The sequence below is a fragment of the Actinospineispora acaciae DSM 45401 genome (assembly GCF_000620785.1).
Classification (GTDB): domain Bacteria; phylum Actinomycetota; class Actinomycetes; order Mycobacteriales; family Pseudonocardiaceae; genus Pseudonocardia; species Pseudonocardia acaciae.
In genome coordinates, this window is sequence record NZ_JIAI01000003.1 from 1 (window position 1) to 23,342 (window position 23,342).

The 23,342-nt window shown below is 72.4% G+C and carries 23 protein-coding genes, 1 tRNA gene and 1 rRNA gene; 12 read left to right on the top strand and 13 right to left on the bottom strand.

The genetic code is table 11. The annotated features are described in order from the left end of the window. Together N912_RS0116775 and N912_RS52480 are read right to left on the bottom strand one after the other, a co-directional pair. Positions 1–300: ribosomal RNA gene (locus N912_RS0116775) — 16S ribosomal RNA — on the bottom strand; the annotation flags it as partial. Between the two features lie 354 nt (positions 301–654). Beyond that, complete coding sequence (locus tag N912_RS52480; protein WP_084210960.1) at positions 655–2,751, bottom strand: bifunctional copper resistance protein CopD/cytochrome c oxidase assembly protein; 2,097 nt, start codon at positions 2,749–2,751, stop codon at positions 655–657. Positions 2,752–2,818: 67 nt separating this feature from the next. On the opposite strand from N912_RS52480, the gene N912_RS52485 reads away from it, so the two are divergent. The 3 genes from N912_RS52485 to N912_RS63560 all read left to right on the top strand — a co-directional run bounded on the left by N912_RS52485 (position 2,819) and on the right by N912_RS63560 (position 4,292). Beyond that, complete coding sequence (locus tag N912_RS52485; RefSeq protein WP_028923322.1) at positions 2,819–3,505, top strand: class I SAM-dependent methyltransferase; 687 nt, start codon at positions 2,819–2,821, stop codon at positions 3,503–3,505. Between the two features lie 35 nt (positions 3,506–3,540). Further along, a tRNA-Arg gene (locus N912_RS0116790) sits at positions 3,541–3,614 on the top strand. Between the two features lie 156 nt (positions 3,615–3,770). Further along, the gene (locus N912_RS63560; RefSeq protein ID WP_037065201.1) at positions 3,771–4,292 is read left to right on the top strand and encodes an SHOCT domain-containing protein; all 522 of its coding nucleotides are present in this window, start codon (positions 3,771–3,773) and stop codon (positions 4,290–4,292) included. Here the strand turns inward: N912_RS63560 and N912_RS0116800 are convergent. Beyond that, positions 4,266–5,345 (bottom strand): aldo/keto reductase, encoded by a 1,080-nt coding sequence (locus N912_RS0116800; RefSeq protein WP_037065202.1) that lies wholly within the window; start codon positions 5,343–5,345, stop codon positions 4,266–4,268. The two genes, N912_RS63560 and N912_RS0116800, sit on opposite strands and share 27 nt — an antisense overlap. Next, the gene (locus N912_RS60420; RefSeq protein ID WP_051580327.1) at positions 5,342–5,713 is read right to left on the bottom strand and encodes an Atu4866 domain-containing protein; all 372 of its coding nucleotides are present in this window, start codon (positions 5,711–5,713) and stop codon (positions 5,342–5,344) included. Before N912_RS60420 ends, N912_RS0116800 begins: the two co-directional genes overlap by 4 nt. 144 nt (positions 5,714–5,857) lie before the next feature. Here N912_RS60420 and N912_RS52495 point away from each other — a divergent pair, with 144 nt between their 5' ends. Continuing rightward, positions 5,858–6,724, top strand: a complete 867-nt coding sequence (locus N912_RS52495) for a helix-turn-helix transcriptional regulator (RefSeq protein ID WP_051580328.1) — start codon at positions 5,858–5,860, stop codon at positions 6,722–6,724. 42 nt (positions 6,725–6,766) lie between these two features. Here the strand turns inward: N912_RS52495 and N912_RS60425 are convergent, their stop codons facing one another. From N912_RS60425 to N912_RS52505, 3 genes are all read right to left on the bottom strand, one after another. After that, a complete protein-coding gene (locus N912_RS60425; RefSeq protein WP_051580329.1) occupies positions 6,767–8,200 on the bottom strand; it encodes a caspase, EACC1-associated type in 1,434 nt (477 codons plus the stop codon). A 2-nt stretch (positions 8,201–8,202) separates the two neighbouring features. Continuing rightward, on the bottom strand, positions 8,203–8,607 hold the full coding sequence (locus tag N912_RS0116820) for an effector-associated constant component EACC1 (protein WP_051580330.1): 405 nt from the start codon (positions 8,605–8,607) through the stop codon (positions 8,203–8,205). Between the two features lie 136 nt (positions 8,608–8,743). Beyond that, positions 8,744–9,106, bottom strand: a complete 363-nt coding sequence (locus N912_RS52505) for a winged helix-turn-helix transcriptional regulator (RefSeq protein ID WP_211261281.1) — start codon at positions 9,104–9,106, stop codon at positions 8,744–8,746. A 124-nt stretch (positions 9,107–9,230) separates the two neighbouring features. Between N912_RS52505 and N912_RS0116830 the strand changes: the two genes are divergently transcribed. The 3 genes from N912_RS0116830 (at position 9,231) to N912_RS52515 (ending at position 12,095) form a co-directional block, all read left to right on the top strand. Then, complete coding sequence (locus tag N912_RS0116830; RefSeq protein ID WP_028923326.1) at positions 9,231–9,968, top strand: SDR family NAD(P)-dependent oxidoreductase; 738 nt, start codon at positions 9,231–9,233, stop codon at positions 9,966–9,968. 18 nt (positions 9,969–9,986) lie between these two features. Continuing rightward, positions 9,987–11,366 (top strand): FAD-binding oxidoreductase, encoded by a 1,380-nt coding sequence (locus tag N912_RS52510; RefSeq protein ID WP_051580332.1) that lies wholly within the window; start codon positions 9,987–9,989, stop codon positions 11,364–11,366. A gap of 126 nt (positions 11,367–11,492) precedes the next feature. Next, positions 11,493–12,095 carry a TetR/AcrR family transcriptional regulator gene (locus N912_RS52515; RefSeq protein ID WP_051580333.1) on the top strand — a complete coding sequence of 201 codons (603 nt, stop codon included), beginning with the start codon at positions 11,493–11,495 and terminating at the stop codon, positions 12,093–12,095. On the opposite strand, the gene N912_RS0116845 is transcribed toward N912_RS52515, so the two are convergent. The 4 genes from N912_RS0116845 to N912_RS0116860 form a co-directional block, all read right to left on the bottom strand. Further along, the gene (locus tag N912_RS0116845) at positions 12,082–12,642 is read right to left on the bottom strand and encodes a DedA family protein (RefSeq protein ID WP_051580334.1); all 561 of its coding nucleotides are present in this window, start codon (positions 12,640–12,642) and stop codon (positions 12,082–12,084) included. The genes N912_RS52515 and N912_RS0116845 overlap by 14 nt on opposite strands. Before the next feature lie 177 nt (positions 12,643–12,819). Further along, complete coding sequence (locus N912_RS0116850; protein WP_028923328.1) at positions 12,820–14,142, bottom strand: MFS transporter; 1,323 nt, start codon at positions 14,140–14,142, stop codon at positions 12,820–12,822. Next, on the bottom strand, positions 14,139–15,137 hold the full coding sequence (locus N912_RS0116855; RefSeq protein WP_028923329.1) for an NAD-dependent epimerase/dehydratase family protein: 999 nt from the start codon (positions 15,135–15,137) through the stop codon (positions 14,139–14,141). Before N912_RS0116855 ends, N912_RS0116850 begins: the two co-directional genes overlap by 4 nt. A gap of 32 nt (positions 15,138–15,169) precedes the next feature. After that, positions 15,170–15,997: an IclR family transcriptional regulator gene (locus N912_RS0116860; RefSeq protein WP_028923330.1), complete on the bottom strand. Its 828-nt coding sequence runs from the start codon at positions 15,995–15,997 to the stop codon at positions 15,170–15,172. A gap of 59 nt (positions 15,998–16,056) precedes the next feature. Here N912_RS0116860 and N912_RS0116865 point away from each other — a divergent pair, with 59 nt between their 5' ends. The 3 genes from N912_RS0116865 to N912_RS52520 are packed head-to-tail and all read left to right on the top strand — an operon-like array spanning position 16,057 to position 18,834. After that, positions 16,057–17,217, top strand: coding sequence for a mandelate racemase/muconate lactonizing enzyme family protein (locus N912_RS0116865; RefSeq protein WP_028923331.1), 1,161 nt, complete (start codon positions 16,057–16,059; stop codon positions 17,215–17,217). 1 nt (position 17,218) lies between these two features. Continuing rightward, entirely contained in the window at positions 17,219–18,118 is a 900-nt protein-coding gene (locus tag N912_RS0116870) for a dihydrodipicolinate synthase family protein (RefSeq protein WP_028923332.1), read from the top strand. Continuing rightward, positions 18,115–18,834 (top strand): SDR family NAD(P)-dependent oxidoreductase, encoded by a 720-nt coding sequence (locus tag N912_RS52520; protein ID WP_245645315.1) that lies wholly within the window; start codon positions 18,115–18,117, stop codon positions 18,832–18,834. The genes N912_RS0116870 and N912_RS52520 overlap by 4 nt, the downstream gene beginning before the upstream one ends. A gap of 32 nt (positions 18,835–18,866) precedes the next feature. Here N912_RS52520 and N912_RS0116880 read toward each other — a convergent pair whose 3' ends face one another. Beyond that, entirely contained in the window at positions 18,867–19,355 is a 489-nt protein-coding gene (locus N912_RS0116880) for a cupin domain-containing protein (protein WP_028923333.1), read from the bottom strand. A 106-nt stretch (positions 19,356–19,461) separates the two neighbouring features. Between N912_RS0116880 and N912_RS0116885 the strand changes: the two genes are divergently transcribed. Both N912_RS0116885 and N912_RS52525 read left to right on the top strand, forming a co-directional pair. Further along, positions 19,462–21,111: an acyl-CoA dehydrogenase family protein gene (locus tag N912_RS0116885; RefSeq protein WP_028923334.1), complete on the top strand. Its 1,650-nt coding sequence runs from the start codon at positions 19,462–19,464 to the stop codon at positions 21,109–21,111. Then, on the top strand, positions 21,108–21,782 hold the full coding sequence (locus tag N912_RS52525) for a TetR/AcrR family transcriptional regulator (protein ID WP_051580336.1): 675 nt from the start codon (positions 21,108–21,110) through the stop codon (positions 21,780–21,782). The genes N912_RS0116885 and N912_RS52525 overlap by 4 nt, the downstream gene beginning before the upstream one ends. A 277-nt stretch (positions 21,783–22,059) precedes the next feature. Here N912_RS52525 and N912_RS0116900 read toward each other — a convergent pair whose 3' ends face one another. Then, positions 22,060–23,193, bottom strand: a complete 1,134-nt coding sequence (locus tag N912_RS0116900) for a DNA sulfur modification protein DndB (RefSeq protein ID WP_028923336.1) — start codon at positions 23,191–23,193, stop codon at positions 22,060–22,062. Between the last annotated feature and the right edge of the window lie 149 nt (positions 23,194–23,342).

Genomic DNA, 23,342 nt, shown 5'->3' on the forward strand with positions numbered 1-23,342 from the left:
GCCCTCTCAGGCCGGCTACCCGTCGTCGCCTTGGTAGGCCATCACCCCACCAACAAGCTGATAGGCCGCGGGCCCATCCCACACCGAAAAAACTTTCCACACAACCCCATGCGAGACCATGTGTAACATCCGGTATTAGACCCAGTTTCCCAGGCTTATCCCGAAGTGCGGGGCAGGTCACCCACGTGTTACTCACCCGTTCGCCGCTCGTGTACCCCCGAAAGGGCCTTACCGCTCGACTTGCATGTGTTAAGCACGCCGCCAGCGTTCGTCCTGAGCCAGGATCAAACTCTCCACAGAAAACCCTGACAAACAAAAACAACACAAACTGGCACAAACAAACCAGAAAATAAAGCTCGACACACTGTTGAGTTCTCAAAAGACATCCACACACCATCACACACCGCTGTGACACGGGATGTTCCGGGGTTTTGCTCCACTGTACACCCTCCGGATCCCTGGTGGGATCGGCGGCTGCCTGGTGGGGCGATCCAACGGACCGGCCTCATCGGCGGGCTCCTGAGGAGCTCCGCTTGTTTTGTCCGGCGCCCCGTTGGCGAAGAGAAAGTTACGCGGTGCTGTCAGACGAAGTCAAACCGGGGTCCCCAAAACGCGCTGACCAGGGGAAACGGCGGGTTTCGGCGCCGAGGGCGGTCAGGGCTCGTCGCGGCGGTGTCGCCCGGTCGCGAGCTCGGACGGTCCGTCGCCGCCCGCCTCGGGGCGCCGCGCGTGGCCACCGGACGGGTCAGTGCCGTCCGCCATTTGGCGCAACATGGCGTTGTAAGCGGTGAGTTCGGCGTCACCGTCGAGGTCGGCCCGACGGTCGGCGCGGCGTGCGGACCGTTCGTCGATCCGCGACCACTGGGCGACCAGCGCGATCACCACGATCAGCAGCGGCACCTCCCCGGTGGCCCACGCCAGCCCGCCGCCGAGCCGCTGGTCGGCGAGCAGGTCGGGCACCCACGGCAGGGCGAGGCCGGCGTAGTACTCGTTGCCGATCACCTCCCGCGAGCTCATCAGCGCCACCCCGAAGAACGCGTGGAACGGCACCGAGGCGAACACCAGCGCGAGCCGCGCGACCGGCGGCAGCCGCCGGGGCGAGGGGTCCACCCCGATCGCCGGCCAGAAGAACAGGAACCCGCTGACCAGGAAGTGCGCCAGCATCAGCAGGTGCGCCGGGTGCGAGGGCAGCGCGGCGGCGAACAGCCCGGAGAAGTACAGGACGTAGTAGCTCCCGACGAACAGCGGCAGCACCACCAGCGGATGGGTCAGCCACCGGGCCAGCCTCGAATGCAGCGCGCTGAGCAGCCACTCCCTCGGCCCGGGCGGACCGTCGCGGCCGCCGGAGGGCAGCGTGCGCAGCGCCAGCGTGACCGGCGCCCCGAGCACCAGCAGGATCGGCACCAGCATCGAGAGCATCATGTGCTGGGCCATGTGCATGCTGAACATGGCCGGCGCGTACCGGCCGATGCCCGACGAGGTGGCCAGCAGCATCGCCAGGCACCCCGCCGACCAGGCGGCGGTCCGCCCGACCGGCCACCGGTCACCGCGCCGGGACAGCCGCCGCACGCCCGCCAGGTACAGCCCGGCGGCGACCAGCGCGGCGGTGCCGAAGATCAGCTCGTACCGCCAGTCGAGCAGCAGCCGCGCGACCGTCGGCGGCCCGTTCAGGTCGTACCCGACCACCACCTCGGTCCGCGACGGGCTGGCCTCACCCCGCGCCGGCGGCGCACCCCGGCTCAGCGCCACGGCCAGCCCGACCGTGCCCAACATCACCAGGACCTCGGCAGCTCCCAGCCGCAGCAGCGCCCCCCGCCGGCCGCTCACCGCCTCGGCCACCGCGCGCCTGCGCTGCAGGTAGCCGAACCCGCCGAGCACCAGCAGCGCGCCGGTCTTGGCCAGCAACAACGCGCCGTAGTAGCTGGTGAACACGTCCCCGAGCGGCACCCGGACCAGCGCGTTGACCACCCCGGACACCGCCATCACCAGCCAGCACACCAACGCCAGCGCGGAGAACCTGGTGATCGCGGTCGGCAGGTTCTCGGCGGCCTCGGCGCGCCGGCCCGCCAGCGAGAGCACCGCGACCAGGCCGCCCACCCACAGCGCCGCCGCGACCACGTGCACCATCAGGCTGTCGGTGGCCAGGTCGTGCGAGCCGCCGGCCGCCGAGTGCCCGGTGGCGGCCACGGGTAACAGCCCGACGACGGCAATCGCCAGCAGCACCGCCGAGCTGGCCCAGGTGAGCACCACCCGGCAGCCGGCGAACACCAGCACCGCGAACACCGAGGTGATCGTCCACGCGGTGGCCACCTCCAGCCGGGGCACGATCGCGGCCAGCCGCCCGAACCCGAGCACGTCGGTGACCGGCCGGCCCAGGCTGTCGGCCACGGTCAGCGGCACCATCAGCAGCGCCCCGACGGTCCACCCGCCCGCCGAGTACGACGCCGCCCGCAGCGCCCGGTAGCCCGACACGCTCAGGTAGCCGGTCCGCTCCGGGGCGACCAGGAACGCGGACAGCAACAGCGCCCCCGCGGTCAGCACCGCGGAGATCTCGGTCACGGTCCGCACCACCGGCAGGCCGTAGGTGGTCAGCGCCCCCGGATCGGGCAGGCCGAGCGACGCCAGCGGACGCGAGCCGGTCAGCGCGGTCAGCCCGGCGGCGACGAACGCGGCGACCAGCACCCCGAGCACCACCAGGGGCAGCTGCCCGGATCGGGTCGGCCCTCGTGGGTCGCCGGTCGTTCTCGCCACCCGACCAGCGTAGGACTCCGGCCGGCCGGGAGGGCGGGCGCTGTGAGGGACTGCCAGACTCGCCTTCGTGAGCGCTCCGACCGACCCGACGCTCGTCAGCGGCCCGCTGGCCGATGCCAGGGACCGGTCCGGACGGACCGTCGAGGAGTGGTCGGCCGCCGCGCTCGCCTCGGTGGACGGTCCGGTCGTGGAGATGCGCGGTGCGCGCGACGACCGGGCGAGATGCGTCACACTTCACCGGGGCGGCTCGGCATCGGCGGTTCGGGCTCGTGCGGACCTGCTGCCGGTGGCGGACGACGCGCTCGCCGGCGTGCGCGTCACGCTGTGTCTTCCGACACTCGAGCCGCTGGACGCGGTGTTCGACGAGCTGCGGCGGGCGCTCCGCCCGACCGGGACGCTGGCCGCGCTGGTCCCGTCCCGGCCGTCGCTGTGGGAGCTGCGTGCCTGGTCACCGTTGTATGCGGCGCTCGGCGGGCGGCCCCGGTTCCGGAGCGAGTCCGCGCGCGACCGGCTGAGCTGGCTGTTCACCGCCGCCGACTTCGCGGTCCTGGTCGACGCCCGGCGGACGTTCTGGGTGCCGGTCCCGGACGCCGGCCACGCCGCTCGGGTGGTCGCCGCCCTCTCCCCCGCCGGGCTCTGGCCGCCGGGGCTTCCCGCCGACCGCGTCCGGCTCGCGGGTGAGGCGCTGGGCCGTTCCGCCGGGGCCGGCCGCCGGCTGCCGATCCCGGTGCGGCTGGTGGTGGGACGGCGATAGCTCCCGGTCGAGCGCGCTACGCTCACCGCTGACCGGCCCTCGTAGCTCAGATGGACAGAGCACCGGACTTCTAATCCGACGGTCGCAGGTTCGAGTCCTGCCGGGGGCGCTCTCCGATCTGTCGAGTCCGCGGAAGCTTGAGCAAGGCTTGAGGTGGGCTTTCCCGGGGTCGGCGGCTGTGTGCGCCGTCATATCGGGGCGTGGTAACGGCGCCCGGGCACCCGTCGAACCGTACGCATGTACACCGACGGCAGAAAGGCCGCGAATGCTACCTCAGCTCCGCCACGGCATGATCGTCCGCGGCCAGCGCCTGCGGCAGGACATTGCCCGCGCCCGCGCCGAACAGCGTTGGCTCCGGGACGAGTACCGCCTCGCGAGGGCCGAGCGTCCACGCTGCGTGGCGCGGCTGGCGGACCTGGTGGCCCGGTTCAACGGCGTCACGCTCTACCCGAACAGCATCGAGCGCGCCGGTCACTCGCACTCGCTGGCCGGCGTGCGGGCCACCGTCGTCGACCAGCCCGCCGCCCCGGGGCACACCCGGATGGTGACGGTGCTGATCACCGGCCCCGGCTGGCAGTGGTCCGTGCCCACCGCCGCGCTCACTGCCCGCCGGGCACACCGATTCGCCGCGCTCGTCAACTCGCACGCCTCCGCCGACACCGCGACGGCCGCCAGGCCGGCCACCTCCACCGGCCAGTTCCGCGCGCTGAGGCAGCTGCACACCAGCGGCATCCTCACCGAGGAGGAGTTCACCACGGCGCTACGGCGACTCGCCCACACCACCTGAGCAGGCGGGGCCGTGGCCGGCGCCGGTGTGGGTGATCGCGGCCCGGATCTCGGCGAGGTCCTCGGGGTCGAGGCGGAGGGTGGCGGCGGGCAGCCAGCCGTCGACCTGCCCGGGGCGGCGGGCGCCGACGATGGCGCCGGTGACGCCGTGCCGGTGCAGGGTCCAGGCGACCGCGATCGCGGCGACGGTGGTGCCGTGGCGGTGCGCGACGGGACGCAGGGCGTCGGCGAGGGCGAGGTTGCGGCGCAGGTCGGTGGTGAAGTCGGGGTGGCGGCGGCGCCAGTCGTCGGGCGGCAGGGCGGCGGCGCGTGCGGCGGTGAAGGCGCCGGTGAGCAGGCCGGACTGCAGCGGTGAGTAGCCGATGACCGCGGTGTGGCGCGCCGCGCACCAGGCGATCTCGGCGGCGGCACCTCGGTTGATCAAGGAGAACGGCGGCTGGAGGGTGTCCACGTGGGCCACGGCCTCGGCCCGCTCCAGGTGGGCGACGTCGTGGTTGGACAGCCCGATGGCGCGGACCTTGCCTTCGGCCTTGAGGTCGGCCATGACCCGCCAGTACTCCTCGAGCGGGGTGCCCGGCTCGGGGCGGGCGTTGCGCACCGAGGTCTCCGCGCCGGCGTCGAGCGGGCCGTGCTGCTCGGCGGGCCAGTGCACCTGGTACAGGTCGATGTGGTCCACCTCGAGCCGGCGCAGCGACGCTTCGACCTCACGGCGCACGCTCGCGGGTGACATGTCGCGGCGGGGCGGCGCCAGCCGGTCGTCCGGGTCCCAGACCAGGCCGACCTTGGTGAACACCAGGGGGCGGTCGGACTCCGGGATGCCGGACAGCGCCTTGGCGACGAGCCGCTCGGAATGGCCCAGGCCGTAGACCGGGGCGGTGTCGATCCAGGTCACGCCCCGGTCGACCGCGTGGCGGATGGCGGCGATGGACTCGTCGTCGTCCTGCGCGCCCCACCCGTAGCGCCAGTCGGGGCCGGCGATGGCCCAGGCACCGAAGCCGACCGGGCTGATGCGCAGGCCGGTGTCGCCCAGCGGCCTGGTGGGCAGGTTGGTCATGATCCGCTCCTGGTGAGGTGGTAGCCGCTGAGCTCGAGGTGCTGCCCGCCGTGCACGACGGTCCCGGTGGCGCGGGCCCCGGAGTCGGCCGCCAGCGAGAACGTGTCGCCGGCGACCTGATAACGGCCCTGGTAGGCGGCGACGCGCTCGCCGAGGTCCTCGGTGAAGCTGCCGTCGGCGCGCAGCTCGAGCCGCAGCTCCGGACGCGGCTGCGGGCCGCTGGCCCACACCCCGACCAGGTCACTGGCCGGAGCTGACACGGCGGCCGACACGGCGGCGGGCGCGGCGGGCGGTGTGGGGTCGCCGGCGCAGGCGGTGAGCGGGAGAACGCTCGCGCCGAGGACGGCGGTGACGATGAGGCGCCTCATGGCGGTGCCCCCTTCTCTGGTCGGTTGCCGAGATCGTGGGTCGGCTCCGGAGGGGGCACCATTGCTCCGGGTGTCCGGCCGTTCGGCGAACCTGGGTCTGGCGGAACCACGTTGCGGGCGCGGCGGTGGCCGATACTCGAACCCATGGACACGCGCGGCGGGCTCACCGAGTTCCTGCGCACCCGCCGCGCCCGGGTGCGCCCCGAAGACCTGGGCCTGCGGATGCCCGGCCAGCGCCGGCGGGTCCCGGGGCTGCGCCGCGAGGAGCTCGCCCAGCTGGCCGGGATCAGCGTCGACTACTACGTGCGGCTGGAGCAGGGCCGTACCCGCAACGTCTCCGACCAGGTGCTCGACGCGGTGGCCAGGGTGCTGCGGCTGGACGGCGACGAGCGCCGGCACCTGTTCAACCTCGCCCAACCGGCCAGCTCGGCCCGCCGCCGCGCGCCGGCCCGGCCGGAACGGGTGCGGCCGGGGGCGGCGCGGCTGCTGGAGATGGCCGGCGCCGTGCCCGCCTACATCGTGGGCCGCCGCTGCGACGTGCTGGCCTGGAACCCGCTGGCCTGCGCGCTGTTCACCGACTTCGGCAGGCTGCCGGCGGCCGAACGCAACTGGGGACGGCTGATCTTCCTTCGAGAGGACATCCAGGCGCTGTTCGCGGACTGGACGGTCAAGGCCAGGGAGACGGTGAGCTACCTGCGGCTACGCGCCGGCGCCCATCCGGACGACGCCGAGCTGGCCGCCCTGGTGGGCGAGCTGTCGGTGAAGAGCGAGGACTTCCGCCGCTGGTGGGCCGACCACGACGTGAAGGAGAAGACGCACGGCCGCAAGCACCTGCTCCACCCGCTGGTCGGCGAACTCACCCTGGACTTCGAGACCGCGCGGCTGCCCGACGCCCCCGACCAGGTGCTGGTGTTCTACACCGCCGAGGCCGGATCTCCCTCGGAGCACGCGTTGCGGCTGCTCACCCAGCTCGGCGAGCGTGAGCGCGAGCGAGCCGACGCGCCGCTGTAGGGACGCGATCACGGCCGGGGCGCCTTCATCGCTGAGCCGGCGTCACGAGGGAGAGACGAATATCCAGATGTACACGAGCAACCACAGCGCGGAGAGCACCAAACCAGCGATCGCCAGTCCACGACCGGCATCACCCCTGGCCTTGATCTGGTGGAGCGCGAGCCAGCCGCAGATCGCGGCAGCCGGAAAGAGCATGAAGACCCCCAGGATCCCCAGCACCAGCGAGGCGATGGCGAGCTCGTTCGTCCGAGTCGGGCGCTCGCGTTCGCGCTGGGCCTGCTGCTCGGCCTCCCACGCGGCTCCCTGTTGGGCCTCCCACTGAGCCCGCTGGTCCCGTTCCCGGCGGGCCGCCTGTTCGTTCGCCTCGCGCCGAGCGTGCTCCTCGGCGACGCGCTGGGCGTGTTCGGCGGCCTGTTTCCTGGCTAGTTCCTCACGTTCGCGCTGGGCCTGTTCGGCCGCATTCCGCAGGAACTCCGCTTCCCGCTCCCGCCGCGCCCGCTCCTCCCGCTCCCGCTGCTCGGCTCCCCACGACGGGTCGAGGGTGTTCAGGCGGGCCTTTGCGGCCGTCGAAACCTGTCGGCTGTCGTCCTCGGTGAGCCGACGCAGTTCGGTGAGTGCGTAGCCGCGTACGGCGTCGCTCCCGATGCGACACAGGTGTTCGAGCCCGTCGAGGGCGGCGTGTCGGTCGCTGGCGATGGGGCTCTTGAGGGAGTGTCGCAGATGGTCGGGCGGGCGCCAGTTCATGTTGCGGGCGATGATCGTCCGACCTTCGACATTGTCGATCTTCTTGGGGCGCTGCTGCGGCATCTCTTCGACGACCCGGTCGTACACGTAGGCGTAGAGCTCGTCGAGGGCGATCTGGCCATCGTGGTCGAGGTCCGCATTGCCTTCGCGTAGCCCTTCGACCAGATGCCGGGTGAACACCGACCGCGCTCCGACCCCGTCGAGCCGCTCGCCCTCGAAGGAGTACTGCATCGCGTCGGACGCGGCCAGCACCGTGCGTCCCCGCGCCTGGAGGCCTTCCAGGGCGTGGACCTCGGTGTCGGACTTGGCGGTCCGGCCGGCGGGGAAGGCGCCGCTGTAGCAGCAGTCCAGGATCAGCACCACCTGGCGCGACCGGCTGGCCTGCATCGCCCGGTGCAGCTGCTCGGTGGGAAGCGCGGTGAACGCGAGGTTGTCGCGGCGGGTGTTCTCCATCGCCAGGTACAGATGGCCGTCCTCGTCCTTGAGGCCATGGCCGGTGAAGTACAGCAGGGCGAGGTCGTCGCGGCGTTGGCCTCGGTAGAAGTCGCCGATCGCCTCGCCGACGACGTGGTTGGGTTGGTTGACCAGGGTCGAGACCTGGAATCCGGAGATGTTGGGGTCGCCCAGCACGGCGGCCAGCGCCTCGACATCGGCCGCGGGAGCCTCCAGCCGGCGCAGCCCGGTGTCGCGGTACTCGTAGGTGGCGATCAGGAGCGCCAGCCGCTGCCCCATCGTCAGCTCGCGGCGTGTCTTCGGACGAATGCCCCGACGAGCGCTCGTTGCTGCTCAGAGGTGGCCCGGTCCAGCTCGATGGTGTCCCCGTCCACGGTCACGCTGACCCGATGCCGGCCGGACTGGCGCTCCAGCCAGTCCCGCAGCGTTGCGATCACGCTGGGAAACACCCCGCCGGACACGCTCAAGGCGACGAGCAATGCACCCACCGTGACCGGATCGCCTTTAGCTCCGGCCGGTGCGTCGCCGACCCGGGCCATCTCGACCGACTCCACATCGAGATCGTCGAGCTCGGCGCGCAGTCGACGGGTCAGGCGCTCGCCGTCCTCGGTGCCCAGCTCCGGATCGGCGTGCAGCACTACCCGGACGGTCGTCGTGGCGGCGCCGGCCTGTTTCTCGGGGGTCACGGGCGATCTCCTCCCTCGGTCGGCGCACGACAGGCTCTCGTCGGGTCATGAGAGCCCCGACGAGCTGGTCCTGATACATGGTCGACGCCCGGCCGGAGGGTTGGCCCCGACGCCACCGCCTCGGAGGGGGGACGGCCTAGCGCCCGGGGTCGGGCGGCGGGGCGTCGTCGCCGGCGGGGAACCAGCGGTCGGCCCACTCGCTGAGCGCGGTGATCGCGTTCTCCAGGTCCTTGCCCTTCTTGGTCAGCGCGTACTCGACCCGGACCGGGCTGGCGTCGATGACGGTCCTGGTCACGAGCCCTTCGGACTCCAGCTCGCGGAGCCGGTTGGTCAGCATCTTGTCGGTGAGCTCCGGGATCGCCGACCGGAGCTGTCCGTAGCGACTGGCGCCGAGCAGCAGCTCCCGCAGGATCACCCCGCTCCACCGCCGTCCGATCAGCTCGACGGCGTGGTGGTAGCTCGGGCAGAAGCTCTCGCCCCGGTCATACGGCTGTGACACGCATCCCAGCTTACCCGTCGACCGCTAGATGTACTTTGGTTAGTAGCATTCAAGTTGATAGCTTCAGGTACATCGGTGAGCTACGGGCACCGAGATGACGACACACGCAGGGGATGTGGGACCGATGACACTGACCGGGCAGGCCGCGTTCGTCACCGGCGGCAGCCGGGGTATCGGCCGGGCCATCGCGCGCGGGCTCGCCGAGGCCGGCGCGGACGTGGCGATCACCTACCAGAGGTCGGCCGAGCAGGCACGATCGGTGGTCGACGAGATCACGGCGATGGGCCTGCGCGGGCTGGCGCTACGGGCCGAGAACGCCGATCCGGATGCGGTGGCCGGGGCGGTGCACCGCGCGGCCGGCGAGTTCGGCCGCCTCGACGTGTTGGTCAACAACGCCGGGATCTTCCCGGTCGCGAAGATCGACGAGGTCTCCGTGGCGGAGATCGACACCACCCTGGCAGCGCACGTGCGGGCGGTGCTGGTCGCCAGCCAGGCCGCCATCCGGCACATGGGCGCCGGCGGGCGGATCATCAGCATCGGCAGCAGCCTTGCCGAGCGCGTGCCCTACCCGGGCGTGAGCCTGTACTCGGCGAGCAAGGCGGCGCTGGTCGGGCTCACCAGGGGCCTCGCGCGCGACCTCGGCGAGCGGGGAATCACCGCCGTGCTGGTCAACGCGGGGTCGACGGACACCGAGATGAACCCCGCCGACGGGCCGGACGGTGCCGCCGAGCGGGCGCTGACCGCGCTGGGCCGCTACAACGCGCCCGAGGACATCGCCGCCACCGTCGTGCACCTCGCCGGCCCGGCCGGCGCCAACATCACCGGAACCACGATCACGATCGACGCCGGCGCGTCGGCCTGACCCGGAGGTACCGACGGCATGGAGAAGGTCATCCGGCAGCTGCGCGAGGACGCCACCGGCGAGGTGCTCGAACCCGGCGGGCCGGGGTTCGAGGACGCGCTGCGGCTCTACACGCGTTCGGTGCGCGGGCGCCCGCGCGCGGTCCTGCGGGCGCGCACGGTCGAGGACGTCGCCCTCGCGGTACGGGCCACCGGGCAGGCCGGCGTCGCGCTGTCGATGCGCGGCGGCGGGCACAGCGGCGCGGGGTTCGCGGTCGCCGACCGGGGGCTGATGCTCGACCTGAGCGCGATGCGGTCGGTCCGGGTGGATCCCGGGCGCGCGACCGCGTCCAGCGGCCCGGGCGCGACCTGGGGCGACTACGACGCGGCCACCCAGCGCCACGGGCTGGCCAGCACCGGCGGGGTCGTCTCCACCACCGGCGTGGCCGGGCTGACCCTGGGCGGCGGCATCGGCGCGCTGCGCGGGCTGCGCGGCCTCGCGGTCGACCAGCTCGTCGCCGCCGACGTGGTGCTGGCCGACGGCTCGACGGTCACCGCCGACGCCGGCCACCATCCCGACCTGTTCTGGGCGCTGCGCGGCGGCGGCGGGAACTTCGGGGTGGTCGTCCGGTTCGAGTTCGCCCTGCACCCCGTCGCGCGGCTGGTGACCGGGCTGCTGGGCTGGCCGCTGGGGTCGGCGAACCGGGTCGTCCGGGAGTTCACGGGGTTCGCCGGCGCGCTGCCCGACCACATCGTCGGCGAGCTCATCTTCACCGGCGCGGTCGGCGAGCCCTCGCTGCTGATGACCCCTCGGGTGGTGGGCACCGCCGGCGACGCCGAGCCGCTGCTCGCGCCGATGCGTGCCACCGGCCCCTCGACCGACACGGTCGCCGAGCGCTCCTACGTCGACGGCCAACGCTTCCTGGACCCGCTGGCCGAGTGGGGCATGCGGCACTACTGGCACACCTGCACGCTCGGTCACCTCGACGACGAGGTCGTCGCCCTGCTGGCCCGCTTCACCGAGGGCTCGCCGTCGCCGACCAACCTCATCACCGTCGAGCACCTGCACGGGCGGATGTCCCGGATCGACCCCGACAGCACGCCGGTCGGCTTCCGGCACGCGCCGTACAACGTGTTCATCGAGGCCAAATGGGCGGATCCGGCCGACGACGAGGCCAACCGCCGCTGGGCGCGCGAGCTGATCGACGCGCTGCGCCCGCACGCCGCCGGCGGCGCCTACGTCAACTACCTGCCCTATGACGCCACCACCGCGGACATCGCCTCGGCGTACGGGCCGCGCCGCTTCGACCGGCTGCGGGCGATCAAGGCCAGGTACGACCCGGCCAACCTGTTCCGGACCAACCAGAACATCCCGCCGGGCTGGAGCGTGTCCCGTGGATCTATGCCGAGCGAGCGGTGATCCAGATTGTGGCTCGCAAGGCCGAGGAGCCGCCGATACCGGTGTTGTATCGGCGGCGACGAGAACGCCGCGAGGCGCGATCTGGGCGCCGCGCAGCTGGCTGGATGATCCACGGGGCACGCTCTAGTGCGCGAGCTCGCCGTCCTCGGGCAGCTACCGCCCGAGCGGTCCGACGCCGCGCGCAACCGCCGCAGGATCCTCGAGGCGGCCGCCAGGGTGGTCGCCGACGGGGACCTCTCGCTGGACGAGGTCGCGCGGGCCGCCCGGGTGGGGGTGGGCACGGTGTACCGCCGCTTCGGCGACCGGGCCGGGCTGGTGCACGCCCTGCTCGACGAGCACGAGCGGAGGTTCCAGGAGGCGTTCCTGCACGGCCCGCCGCCGCTGGGACCAGGCGCACCGCCGGCCGCGCGCATCCGTGCCTTCCTGCACGCGGTCGTGGATCGCGTCGCCGGGCACACGCGGCTGCTGATGCTCACCGAGGCCGACCCGGTGGGCCGCTACCACCGTGGCCACTACCCCATCTGGCACCTGCACCTGTGCACCCTGCTCGACCGGCCCGACCGCCAACTGCTCGCGCACGTCCTGCTGGCGCCGCTCAGCGCGGGCCTGATCGGCCACCTGCTCGCCGACGGGCTGGACACCGACCGCATCAAGGCCGGCATCGACCAACTGCTGCCCGGCATCACCGACGAAGGAGGCAAAACGATCGTTCAAGTCACCCAGGGGTGACGGCCGGGCGGCGGCGGAGGCGGCGGGCCAGCTCGATCACGGCGGCCGACAGCAGCGCGAGCGCGAGGCCGGCGCCGACCGCCAGCAACTGGTTGTCCCGGAACGCGACGCCGCCGATGTAGCCGGTCAGCACCATGTAGATGCTCCAGGCCATGCCGCCGATCGCGGTGAACACGATGTAGTTGCGGAAACTGTAACCGACCATTCCGGCGGTCAAGGTGGCCAGATAGCGGCCGACCGGGATGAATCGGGTGAACAGGAGCAGGTATCCGCCCCGGGTCGCCAGTTGTCGGGCCAGTAGGTCGTGGGTGGCGCGGCGTTTGGTGCCGGGTGGGAGCCGCTTCAGCAGGCGGGATTCGAGCAGCCGGCCGGCGCCGTACGGTATTTGGTCACCGAGGAAGGCGCCGACCCCCGTCGCCAGGATGACCAGGGTCAGGTTCGTGTCGCCGGCGGCGGCGTAGACGCCCGCGATGACGATGACCGGCTCGCTCGGGATCAACGGGAGAAAGGAGTCGAGCAGGGACAGCGCGAGCAGTATCGCGTACAACCACGGTGAGGTTATGAAAGATAACGCTAAAGCTTCCCAGTCGGGCATGTGGCCGCGCTCCCGGCGTCTAGTCCGCAGCGGAGAATCGACGGTGACCCGCGGGGACGCATTTTCTACGGAATCTGACACCGACGTTAAGGACACCGATGTCCGGCGTCAAATGCTTCTTTGTAAGTTCTAAAGTGACTCGGACGCAACCGCGGTCGGCGGCTCAGGTGTCGGGTGGGCGCGGCGGCCGGCGGTCTCGCGGATGGCGGTGAGCGCGGTCAACAGGCTGATCGCGGCGATGGCCATGATGTAGAAGGCCGGGGACAACGAGTATCCGGTGGTCGCGATCAGCCAGGTCGCGATGTACGGGGCGGTGCCGCCGCACAGGGACACGGCGATGTTGTACGGGATGGCGATCGCGCCGGAGCGGATGCGGGCCGGGAACAGCTCGGCCATGGTGGCGGCGATCGCGCCGTCGTAGGCGGCGATGAACAGGCCGAGGGCGACCATGCCGACGATGGCCAGCGGGGCGCTGCCCAGGGACATGAGCAGGAACGCCGGCCAGCTGAACAGGACGAAGCCGGTGGTGCCGGCGATCAGGAGCGGGCGGCGACCGATGCGGTCGGACAGGGCGCCCATGAGCGGGACGGCCACCGCCACCACGGCCAGGCAGACGGTCACCGCGGTGAACGAGGAGATCTTGCTGAAGTGCAGGGTGGTCTGCAGGTAGCTGGGCATGAACGTCTGCAGCGACCAGTGCGCGACGCCTTTGATCACGATGATGCCGGCGAGCACCAGCATGCCCCGCCAGCCGGCGCGCAGGCTCTCCCGCAGCGGCGAGTCGGTCACCGCGCCGCGCGCCTCGAGGTTGCGGAACTCGGGGGTGTCGGCGAGACGCAGCCGCAGGTAGAGGCCGGCGGCGCCGAGCGGAAGGGCGAGCAGGAACGGCAGCCGCCAGCCCCAGGCGGTCATCGCGGCGTCGCCGAGGGCGGCGGTGAGCAGCAGCGCGAGGCCGGAGCCGAACACGAACGCGGCGAAGCCGAACGTGTCGGAGTAGCTGCTGAAGTAGCCACGCCGGCGCGGCGGGCCGTACTCGTAGAGCAGGGTGACCGCGCTGGACGTCTCGCCGCCGGCGGCGAAGCCCTGCACCAGCCGGGCCAGCACCAGCAGCAGCGGCGCGAGCACGCCGATCGTCGCGTAGCCAGGCAGCACGCCGATCACGAACGTGGCGCCGGAGGTGCCGAGGACGACCAGCGAGAGCACCTTCTGCCGGCCGATCCGGTCGGCCAGCGGGCCGAGGTAGAGGCCGCCGAGCGGGCGGATCACGAACCCGGCGGCGAACACCGCGAACGTGGACAGCAGCGCGGCGGTCGGGTCGCCCGTGGCGAAGAAGTTCGCCGCGATGATCGTCGACAGCGTCCCGTAGATGCCCATGTCGAACCACTCCACGAAGTGGCCGGCACCGGCGGCGAGCAGGACCCGCCGGCGGCGGGCGGGGGTGAGCTCAGTCATGGTGACCTCGTTGTCTCCAGGCGGCGGGCGCGCGCGACGGCCGCGTCCTCGATCATCACGTCGATCGGCCGGGCCACCCGGAAGCCGAGCAGGTCGCGGGCCTTGGCGTGGGACGTCGTGTAGTGCACGGCGGGGCCGGGAAGCCTGGCGTCCACCAGGGGCAGGCCGGCGCGGGCGGCCAGCTCGGGTACGAGCTTGTCGAAGTCCACCGAGTCGTCCGGGCCCAGGCCGATCACCTGGCCGTCCAGGTCGGCGGCCCGGTCGACGGCGGCCAGCACCCCGGCGGCCAGGTCGCGGGCGTCCAGGATGCCCATCCGGTACGGGGTGCCGTCCTCGCCCCGGGAGAGCAGCAGCGTGTCCGGTTCGGCGGCCGCGGCCAGCGGTTCGAGCGCCTGTACGGCGTCACGATTGCCGAACGCGCGCTGCTGGGCGAGCTTGCGGTGCAGGAAGAAGCGCGGGCCGGAGAAGAAGCTGGTCTCGTCGAGCAGCTCGTCGGCGTGCTGGAAGTGGGAGAACCGCAGCACCACGGCGCGCAGGCCGCGAGCACGGCGGTGGAACTCGACGGTCTGTTCCCCGAGGAGCTTGGTCAGCCCGTAGGTGCTGGTCGGACGGGTGGGGTGGGCCTCGTCGAGCGGCTGGTAGGCCGGGCGGACCTCGGGGTAGACCTCGCCGCTGCTGGCGAACACCAGCGTGGCCCCGGCCTGGGCGGCGGCCGAGGCAACAGACGCCGTGCCCGACACGTTCGCCTCGAAGAGCGCCCGGTCGTCGGCCCGGTCCCAGGACATCAGCGCGGCCAGGTGCACCACCACGTCGGCGCCGTCGAACGCGCCCGCCGCGGTGTCCGACAGCGAGGCCTGGACGAACCGCGCGCCCTCGGGCAGCTCGCCGGGCGCCGGTGACCGGTCCAGGCCGGTGACCCGGTGGCCGTTCTCGGTCAGCAGGCCGAGCAGGTGCCAGCCCAGCCGCCCGGCCGCGCCCGTCACGGTGACATTCACCGGGACATTCAGCGGGACATTCACCGGGACGTTCACCGCGTACCCCGCCGGGACTCCCGACCGGACGAGTACGCGGGCGGGGTGTGCACCGGCCCCAGGTAGCCCAGGCCGACGCTCACCGAGTCGGCGGCCTCTACGATCACCTGCCCGAGCCGCTGCTCCCGCTCGTCCAGCGCGATCGCGGACAGCGCCCCGGAGATCGACAACGACGCGACCACCTCGCCGGTCTGGTCGCGCACCGGCGCGGCGATGCAGGCCCGGCCCAGCGCGAGCTCCTCCACCTCGGTGGCGTAGCCGCGTTCGGCGCAGCGGGACAGGTCGGCGTCCAGCTGGTCGCGATCGGTCAGGGTGTGCGCGGTGAAACGTTCCATCCGGTCGCCGAGCAGGTCGGCCCGCGCCGCCGGCGGGACGCCCAGCAGCAGGCACTTGCCCATCGCGGTGGCGTGCAGCGGGTTGCGCTGGCCCATCAGCGAGAACGACTTCTGGGCGAGCTGGCCCTCCACGTTGAGCAGGTAGAACAGCTCGGCGCCCCGGCGCACCGAGACGTTCGCGGCCAGCCCCAGCTCCCAGGCCAGCCGCTGCGCCACCGGCCGGGCCTGGCGGTAGATCGGGTCGTTGTTCAGCGCCACGCCGGCCATGGTCAGCACGGCGTGGCCCAGCTCGTAGAGCTGGCTCACCGGGTCGCGCCGGACCAGGCCGGCGGACTCCAGCGTGGCCAGCAGCCGCGACGTGGTGGACACCCCCAGGTCCAGCCGCGCGGCGATGTCCGAGACCCGCAGCGCCGGCTGCCCGAGCGTGAACGCGTTCAGCACGGCGGCCGCCCGCTCCACGCTCTGATTGCCACCCTGTTCGGAAACCATGGCGCTTATCATGCGCAGTAGTTGCAGTATTTGCAAGCGTCATGCATAGAATGGCCGCCGTGCGCATCGCCGAGGTCGTCAGCTATGTCCTGAAGCTTTCCGCGCCGCGTGTCTACCTGGGCGCGCTGGCCGACGGCACGACGCTGGAGCAGCGGCACGGCTACCGGGTGCGCGAGCCGTGGCGCAGCCTCTACTCCGCGCGCTACGAGACGATGCTGGTCAGGGTCACCACCGAGGACGGCGTGTCCGGGTGGGGCGAGGCGCTGGCGCCGGTGGGGCCGGAGGTCCCGGCCGCGATCGTGGACCGGCTGCTGGCCGGCTGGCTGGTCGGGCGGGATCCGCGCGGGGTGCGGCCGCTGTGGCACGGGCTGCGCGACCTGATGCGCGAGCGCGGCCACCTGGTCGGGCACCAGGCCGACGCGCTGGCCGCCGTGGACATCGCGCTGTGGGACCTGAACGGGCGGTTGGCCGGGCTTCCGGTGGCCGCGCTGCTCGGCGGGGCGTTCCGGACCCGGGTGCCGGCCTATGTCTCCGGGCTGCCGGCGCCGGGCGACGACGCCCGCGCCGCGCTCGCTCGGTCCTGGGCGTCGAAGGGCGCGACCGCCGTGAAGCTGCACCTCGGGCACGGCGTCGACGCCGACCTGGCCACCGTGGACGCGGTCCGGGAGGCGGCGCCGGGACTGGCCGTCGCCGTCGACGCGCACTGGGCGTACCGGCTGGACCAGGCGCTGCGGCTCGGGCGCGAGCTTTCGGCGCGGCACTGCCTGTTCCTGGAGGCGCCGCTGGCGCCCGAGGACCTGGCCGGGCACGCCGAGCTGGCCGGCCGGATCGAGACGCCGGTGGCCGTCGGCGAGGCGCTGCGCAACAGGTTCGAGTTCGCCGAGTGGCTGCGGGTGCGGGCGATGCGGGTGGCCCAGCCGGACGTGGCCCGCACCGGGATCACCGAGGCGCTCGCGGTCGCCGAGCTGGCCGGGGCGCACCACGTGCCGGTCGCGCCGCACCACTCGGTGGGGCTCGGGGTGTCGCTGGCCGCCGGCATCCACCTGGCCGCCGCCGTCGAGGACTGCCCGTTCCTGGAGTTCCAGCCGGACACCATCGACGTCGCCCAGCGAATCCTGCGCACCCCGCTGGACGCCGGGCCGGCCGGGTTCGGGCTGCCGGACGGCCCGGGGCTGGGCATCGAGGTGGACCGCGAACTGGTCGAAGCGGAGGCGAGCTGAGGTGGCACCCGTCGGACTGATCCCGATCCTGGCCACGCCGTTCACCGAGGCCGGCGAGCTGGACGTGGCGTCGTTGCGCCGGCTGGTGGAGTTCGAGCTGGCCGCCGGCGTGGACGGGCTGGCCGTGTTCGGCATGGCCAGCGAGGGCTTCGCGCTGACCGCCGCCGAGCGCGCACAGATCCTGCGCGAGGTCCGCGCGGTGGCCGGCGACGCGGTCCCGGTGGTCGCCGGGGTGAACGGCACCAGCACGGTCACCGCCCTGGAGCAGGCGCGCGCGGCCGCCGACGGGGGCGCCGACCAGGTCATGGTGTTGCCGCCGTTCCTGGTCAGGCCGGGGCCGGACGGGGTGCTCGCATTCTTCACCGAGGTTGCCGCCGGTTCCGGAGTGCCGGTGATGATCCAGGACGCGCCCGGGGTGACCGGCGTGAGCATCGGCGTGGAGCTGGTCGCCGAGCTGGCCGGCCGGGAGGGGATCACGTCGGTCAAGGTCGAGGCGCAGCCGACGCCGCCGAAGATCGCGTCGGTGTGCGGGGCGGCGTCTGATGGGTTCGCCGTGCTCGGCGGGCAGAACGCCCAGGCGTTGATCGAGGAGTACGACAACGGGGCCGTCGGGACGATGCCGGCCTGCGAGTTCTCCGACGTCCTGCGCGGGGTGCTGGACGATCTCGCGGCCGGCCGGCGGGGCGATGCACGCGCCGGGTTCGCGCGGCTGCTGCCGCTGATCCAGATCGGCACCCGGCCGGGGCAGGCCTGGGCGGTGCACAAGGAGGTGCTGGTCCGCCGGGGCATCCTCGACTCGGCGGCGGTGCGGTCGCCGGCCCGTCCGTTGGACCGGGTCACCGGCAAGGCGCTGCACGAGATCCTGGACGAGCTGGGGCTGCCGGCCTGGGCGTCCCGGTGAACGTGCTCATCGTCGGCGCCGGCTCGCCGATCGGGCTGGCCATCGCGGCGGCGTTCCACGAGGGCGGCGACCGGGTGGTGGGGTGCGGGCTCTCGCCGGTGCCGGACGGGGCGCCGTTCGTGGGTGCGGTGGTCGCGGATGCGGGCGAACCCGAGGGGGCACGTGCCGCCGTCTCCCACGCGCACGAGCGGCTCGGCGGGCTCGACGTGCTGGTGCTGGCGGCCGCCGCGCAACCGGTCGCGCCGGCCGCCGAGACCACCGACGAGCAGTGGCACGGCGCCGTCCGCAACACCCTGGACGCGGCGTTCTTCCCGGCTCGCGCGGCGCTGCCCGTGCTCGGCGCCGGGTCCAGCATCGTGGCCGTCACCTCGGTGAACGGCTTCCTCGCCGCGCCCGGCCTGCCCGGCTACGCGGCCGCCAAGGCCGGTGTGGACGGCCTGGTCCGCCAGCTCGCGCTGGAGTACGGCCCGCGCGGTATCCGGGTCAACGCGGTCGCGCCCGGGATGATCGGCGGCGCCGACCTGCCCGCCGTCACCGAGGGCTACCCGCTGCGCCGCACCGGCACCCCCGCCGAGGTGGCCGACGCCGTCGCCTTCCTCGCGTCACCGCGCGCGTCGTTCATCACCGGCGTGGTGCTGCCCGTCGACGGCGGCCTGTCCATCGCCTCCCCCGCCGCGTTCCTCCGCCCCGACCTGCGCGCCCGTTTCCTGCCGTAGGTCTCTGTCGTAACCGAGTGCCGGTACCGCCGTCATGGCCGCATCGGCGGCCCCAGGATCTCCGAACCGTGACGGGCCGACGCGTCGGCCACCCGCGCGACGTCCAGCTCGACAGGGGCGGGCAGCCCCGGGCCGGTCGCCGGCTCCCCGACCTCGGCGACCAGGTCCTCGAAACCGCTGGGAGCGCACAACGCCCACCCCACCACCGGCTCCCGCGACGTCACCACGAACGCGTGCGGCACCTTGTGCGGCAGGTACACGAACGACCCGGGGCCGGCGTCCCACTCGTCCTGCTCACCGCACGCCACCCTGATCCGTCCCTGGACGATGATGAATGCCTCGTCCTGCTCGGCATGCACGTGGCGGGGCGGGCCGAACCCGTGCGGCGCGGTGAACTCCGTCATGGAGAACCGCCCGCCGGTCAACGCCCCGTCGGCCTTGACGGTCATCCGCGTGCCCAGGAACCAGTAGGGCACGCCTTCATTGCTCGCGAGGTGCACGCCCTCGTTCCGATCAGCCATGACCGCGATCGTGCCGACCGCGCCTTGCAGCCGCCTTTCAAGCGGTTGCCTCGCCTCCACTGACTGAACTAGCATTCACTGAACTGAGGTTCACCAGGAGGCCGACATGCTCCAGACCCGGACGCACGAGGTTCTGAACCAGCCCCCGCCGTTGGAGGACTACGACCCGTTCGCGCTCGACGCGCCGCTGCGGGAGGCGGTGGACCGGGCCGGCGCGGGCTGGGCCACGGATCGGGTGAGCGAGCTGGGCCGCCGCGTCGGCTCGGCGGAGATGATCGAGCTGGGCCGCCGGGCCAACCGGTTCGTGCCGGAGCTGCGGACGTTCGACAGGTACGGGCACCGGATCGACGAGGTCGAGCTCGACGACTCGTTCGACCGGCTCATGACGATCGGCCGCCGCGCCGGAATCCCGTCGATCCCCTGGGTGAACCCGAGGCCGGGGGCGCATTCGGCGCACACCGCGATGACGTACCTGTTCTACCAGGCGGAGGCGGGCGTGGTGTGCTCGCTGCTGATGAGCTACGCGGCGGTTCCCACCCTGCGGCATCAGCCCGAGGTCGCGGCGGCCTGGGAGCACGCCGTGCTGGCCGACGACTACGACGGGCGGTCCGTTCCGGCCGGCGAGAAGCGGGCGGCCACCATCGCGATGGCGATGACCGAGAAGCAGGGCGGGTCGGACCTGCGCGCGAACACCACCGTCGCCGTACCGGTGGGCACGCCCGGGCCCGGGCAGCGGTACCTGCTGACCGGCCACAAGTGGTTCTGCTCGATGCCGATGTCGGACGCCATCCTGACGCTGGCCCGCGTGGAGCACGGCGTGAGCTGTTTCCTGGTGCCCCGGTTCACCCCGGACGGCGAGCGCAACCGGGTCCACCTGCAGCGGCTCAAGGACAAGCTCGGCAACCGGTCGAACCCGTCGGCCGAGATCGAGTACGACGGGACGTGGGCGCTGATGGTGGGCGAGCCCGGGCGGGGCATCGCCACGCTGATGGAGATGGTGCACCACTCCCGGCTGGACGTGGCGGCGGCGCCGGCGGCGTTCATGCGGCTGGGCCTCGTGCAGGCGGTGCACCATGCGCGGCATCGGCGGGCGTTCTCCCGGCGGCTGGTCGAGCAGCCGCTGATGGTCAACGTCCTGGCGGACCTGGCCGTCGAGTCGGAAGCCGCGACGACGCTGCTGATGCGCCTGGGGCGGTGCTTCGACGGCGCCGAGCGGGACCCGATGGAGGCCTCGCTGGCCAGGATCGGCACGTCGCTGACCAAGTACTGGCTGAACAAGCGGGTGGTGCCGCACACGCACGAGGCGCTGGAGTCCCTCGGCGGCTCCGGGTACATCGAGGAGTCGGACCTGCCGAGGCTCTACCGGGAGGGGCCGCTGAACGGCATCTGGGAGGGCAGCGGCAGCGTGATCGCGCTCGACCTGCAGCGCGCGCTGCGCCGCGACGAACGCTGCCGGCCGGCCCTGCTGGCCGAGCTGGAGCCCGCCGCCGGCTGCGACCCCGGCTACGACCGCCTATTGGCCGAGGTCACGGACCTGCTGGACGGGGCCGACGACCCGGTGGCCGCCAGGCGGCTGGCCGAGCGGACGGCGCTGTGTTGGCAGGCCGCGCTGCTGGTCCGCCACGCTCCCGGCCACGTCGCCGAGGCGTTCCTCGCCGGGCGGGTCAGGCCCCGGCCGGCGTCCGCGTTCGGGTCGCTGCCCGCGAGCACCGACCTCGAGGCGATCCTTGACCGCGCCGTGCCGGAGCGGCCGTGACCGGCCGGGTCAGGCGCAGCCCGGCCGAGCAGCGCGACGAACGCCGGCCGGCCATCGTCGACGCGGCCAGGCGGGTGCTCGCCCGGGGCGGGTTCGAGCGGGCCACCATCGCCGCGATCGCGCGCGAGGCCGGGATCTCCGCCGGCACCGTGTACCTGTACTTCACCAACCGCGAGGACCTGCTCGCCGAGGTGTACAGGTACGCCTCGTCCCACGAGGTGGCCGCGATGACCTCGGCCGCACTCGGCGACACCCCGGTCCACCAGTTCCACGCCGCCGCGGCGACCTTCGTCGAACGCGCCTTCCTCGGCCGGCGGCTGGCCTACGCGCTCATCGCCGAGCCCGCCGACCGGGTGGTCACCCGGGAACGCAACCGTGCCCGCCGCGAGTTCGGCGCCGTCTTCACCGAGATCATCGCCGCCGGCGTGGCCGACGGCAGCTTCCCGCCCCAGAACGCGCACATCCGCGGCGCCGCCGTGATCGGCGCCATCAACGAGGCGGCCGTCGAGGCCCTGGACCCGGCCACCGACGTCGAACCCTCCGACGAGCTGGTCGCCGACATCGTGGCCGCCGCCTGCGCCACCGTCGGCATCCCCGCGCCGACCCGCTCCGCTACGTGCCGCCGTCCTCGACACCCCTCACCGCCGGAGCGCGCCGCCCCTCGGAGCTAGTCGCCGGGACGAGTAGGGGCTGTCCTTGAGCGCTCGGGAGTACTCGCCGGCCGCCTTCAGAACGGCGGCCCGGTGCGCCGCCGGACAGCCCTCCAGGGCCTGCTGGGTGCGCTCGTTACTCACTCGCAGGCGCTTGAGCGAAACAACGGCCCAGGCGATCGCTCCGATGGCCGCCGGAACGGCGAGGGAGACGAGCGGCCACATCATCGATCGCCCCGCTCACCCAACCGCCGAGAAACCTTCGATCTCGGGCGCCGGCTGGCGCCGTTGCGGAGCACTATTCCTCGGGGTCGCTGCTCAGGCCCATGACTTCTTGGAGCACGCGGGTGGCGGCGCGGCGGGCGGGGAAGCTGTTGCGGGTGGTGCGGCTGCCGGAATCGCTGCCGGTGGGCGTCACGACCCCAACATGAGCCCAGGTCGGGTTGTCCCAGCCGAAGATGTCGGTGCCGTCGTCGGCGATGGCGAGGGCCTTGAACGCGGTCTCGGGGTCGACGTGCTCGGCGTACATGGTGGACATGGCGCCGATGAGGCCGTAGATGACAACCGCGGTGGAGGCTATGTTGCTCTTGCGCTGCTGCTGGCGCGCGGGCGTGGTGAGCTTGCCGAACTCGGGCCGGACCCTGGCAAGGGAGTCCCATGCGCTGATCAGCCAGCTGGACTGGGCCTCGACATCCTCCGCGGTGACCGGGCCGCCTTTCCACGATGTCTCGAGGGCACGGCTGATGGTGTTGAAGGCGGTCAACTTGTGCGAGCTGGCCGACACGGAGTTGGACAGCACCTCGACGTTGTCCTGGCCGAGGTGCCCACTGCCGTTGACCAGGCGGCGGGCGATCTCCTGCTCCTTGGTCTCGGAGTAGGCGTACTTCGCGGCCGAGTCGTTGACCTTGTCGCCGCGAGTGTTGTAGATAGTCGCGACCTTCTTTGCCTCGGTGTCGTCGACCAGCCAGATGCGCACCTGGAAGCGGGTGTCGAGCTTGAACGACCCGAGAGGGTTATCGGCGGCCTGCAGGATCGCCTTGATTCGCGACAGCGAGTCGACCGCACAGTCGAGCACGCCCTCGAAGATCGTCATGTTGGTCAGGCCGGAGTCGTCCTGCCACCGCGCGTGCCGAGACTTCGTCGGGTCGAGCCGCACCGAGATGTTGCCGATGATCGCGTTGTTCTCCAGCAGCTCGGTGGTCCACTTGTTGACCTTGGTCTTCGTCTTGCCGGTAAGCCGCCCTTGCTGGTGGGCGGGTCGGATATTCCCGGTCAGGGTGAGCAGCCCGCGTCGGTACAGGTCGACGAGGAAGCCGGCGGTCATCTGGGTCTCGATGTGCACCCCGCCGTTGTCGTCGACCTCGTTGACGTTGACGATCTCCAGCGGATGAGTCGGCTCGTCACCACTGATCGTGGTGACTTTCTTGATCATGGCGTTCAATAGTTGTGACCGTCTCTCGGCTCGCCGGCGAGACGCCGGGCGCGCCTCAGTAGGCACGGAAAGTACGCGTCTAACGTGTACTCAGTCAACTACACGTGCCTTCCACCTTGGCTACGTGCACGAACTGCGCCTTACGTGTT

Coding starts and splice junctions, on each gene's coding strand:
- N912_RS0116800 (WP_037065202.1), bottom strand. CDS start 5,345: ATGACCAACCTGCCCACCAGGCCGCTGGGCGACACCGGCCTGCGCATC.
- N912_RS60420 (WP_051580327.1), bottom strand. CDS start 5,713: ATGAGGCGCCTCATCGTCACCGCCGTCCTCGGCGCGAGCGTTCTCCCG.
- N912_RS0116860 (WP_028923330.1), bottom strand. CDS start 15,997: ATGGTTTCCGAACAGGGTGGCAATCAGAGCGTGGAGCGGGCGGCCGCC.
- N912_RS52495 (WP_051580328.1), top strand. CDS start 5,858: ATGGACACGCGCGGCGGGCTCACCGAGTTCCTGCGCACCCGCCGCGCC.
- N912_RS60425 (WP_051580329.1), bottom strand. CDS start 8,200: ATGGGGCAGCGGCTGGCGCTCCTGATCGCCACCTACGAGTACCGCGAC.
- N912_RS0116880 (WP_028923333.1), bottom strand. CDS start 19,355: ATGGCTGATCGGAACGAGGGCGTGCACCTCGCGAGCAATGAAGGCGTG.
- N912_RS0116900 (WP_028923336.1), bottom strand. CDS start 23,193: ATGATCAAGAAAGTCACCACGATCAGTGGTGACGAGCCGACTCATCCG.
- N912_RS0116830 (WP_028923326.1), top strand. CDS start 9,231: ATGACACTGACCGGGCAGGCCGCGTTCGTCACCGGCGGCAGCCGGGGT.
- N912_RS63560 (WP_037065201.1), top strand. CDS start 3,771: ATGCTACCTCAGCTCCGCCACGGCATGATCGTCCGCGGCCAGCGCCTG.
- N912_RS0116850 (WP_028923328.1), bottom strand. CDS start 14,142: ATGACTGAGCTCACCCCCGCCCGCCGCCGGCGGGTCCTGCTCGCCGCC.
- N912_RS52510 (WP_051580332.1), top strand. CDS start 9,987: ATGGAGAAGGTCATCCGGCAGCTGCGCGAGGACGCCACCGGCGAGGTG.
- N912_RS0116885 (WP_028923334.1), top strand. CDS start 19,462: ATGCTCCAGACCCGGACGCACGAGGTTCTGAACCAGCCCCCGCCGTTG.